Source organism: Brucella pseudogrignonensis, assembly GCF_002252525.1.
GTDB lineage: Bacteria > Pseudomonadota > Alphaproteobacteria > Rhizobiales > Rhizobiaceae > Brucella > Brucella pseudogrignonensis.
On sequence record NZ_NNRM01000034.1, the window covers coordinates 1 to 1,568 of the forward strand.

The window sequence follows — 1,568 nt, forward strand, 5'->3', positions numbered from 1 at the left end:
GCGTATTCTGGATGATATTGAAACGCGCATTATTTCTGGCGAATGGCAGCCCGGTCATCGCATCCCGTTCGAGCACGAGCTTACCGAGTATTATAATTGCTCGCGCATGACCGTGAACAAGGCGCTGACGCAGCTGGCAAAAGCCGGTCTGATTGAACGAAAGCGCCGTTCGGGCAGCTTTGTTTCCTTCCCACAGTCACAAGCCGCTATTCTCGAAATCCACGATATTCGCGATGAGGTTGCAGCGCTTGGGCAGCCTTATCGTTTTGAGCTGCTGAAACGAAATGAGCGGTTGAGCGGCCCTGCCGATGCGCGTCATATCGACATGCCACGACACACGCCGTTGGTCGAACTTGTTTGCCGTCATTATGCAGGGAAGCGGGTCTTTGCGCTGGAAGAACGCATTATCAGCCTTGATGCAGTGCCTAGCGCGGGACGGACCGATTTTGCAGAGCAATCACCCGGTCCGTGGCTTGTTTCCTGCGTGCCTTGGGGCGGTTCACAGTGAGTAGCTGACCAAAAATTATCGTAGCGGGTCAAGAAGGATGAGCTTGCGTTCCTTCGAACGCCGCATACGAGATCTCTTTTGGAAAAGCTACTCCAAGTGCATCATGCCGGTAGTGAGGGTATCTGATTAAGCTTCATCCTGCAAAAGTGTAGCAAAAGCCTCGGCAGGTGTCTTAAATCCAAGACACTTGCGCGGCGTTGCATTGAGATTATGGGCGGGGGCAGTCAACTGCGCCTGGCTGACCTGCGCCAGATCAGCATTGCTGAGTAAATAACGTCGGAACCGCTCATTGATGTTCTCAATAGCACCTTTCTGCCATGGTGAGTTGGGATCGCAAAGCCAGCTTTAGCTTTCCTGGCCGGCAATCCAGAAAGGCGTTGGAGCTCGTGTTTTGGAATCCAAGTCGAAACAGATAGCTTGTTAATTGCAGCTGCCGCCGCTCAGCTGAATATCGCGTCTTGGCGGAGCACCAAACAGACGGCTGTATTCACGCGTGAACTGGGGCACACTCAGGTAGCCTACTGCGTAGGCGGCATTAGTGATCGTCTCGCCGCTAGCTAACATCAGGCGACGTGCTTCAATCAGGCGAAGCTGTTTCTGAAACTGAAGTGGTGACAAAGTTGTAATGGCACGAAAATGCTTATGAAACGATGCTTCGCTCATCCCCGCAAGTCTTGCCAGTGTCTCTATGCGAAGTGTCTGCCCGTATTGCTGACGAAGAACTCTGATGACCCTGCCGATCCGATCCGCTTGGCTTTGCTCGGTGCCAAGCCGTCTGATTGCTGAGCCGTGGCGGCTTTCCAAAAGCCAGTAATGTAATTCTCGCAATATTCCTGAACGAAGAGCGAAAAGTGCTTTCGGTTGTTCAAGGAGACGCATTAGCCTTAGGGCTGCGTCTGCGACTTTTGCATCGACGGGTTCAATCTTGATCGGTGAAGCTTGTACAGCGTCTACGGATCCATCAGTCATAAGGTCTCTTAGTATGACCGGATCAAACTCGAACACGAGGGCATAATATGTATCTATCCGAGCAGGGCCGCCTTGTTTTGACGGCATGACG

1 protein-coding gene and 2 pseudogenes are annotated in these 1,568 nt (G+C 52.4%); 1 reads left to right on the forward strand and 2 read right to left on the reverse strand.

The genetic code is table 11. The annotated features are described in order from the left end of the window. Nucleotides 1-505 (forward strand): annotated as a pseudogene (locus CEV34_RS14715) (GntR family transcriptional regulator); the annotation flags it as partial. 129 nt (nt 506-634) lie between these two features. On the opposite strand, the pseudogene CEV34_RS27785 reads toward CEV34_RS14715, so the two are convergent. Continuing rightward, nucleotides 635-853 (reverse strand): annotated as a pseudogene (locus tag CEV34_RS27785) (transposase); the annotation flags it as partial. 75 nt (nt 854-928) lie between these two features. Next, nucleotides 929-1,568: AraC family transcriptional regulator (locus CEV34_RS14720; protein ID WP_143853391.1), on the reverse strand; the 640-nt coding region annotated here is incomplete at its 5' end.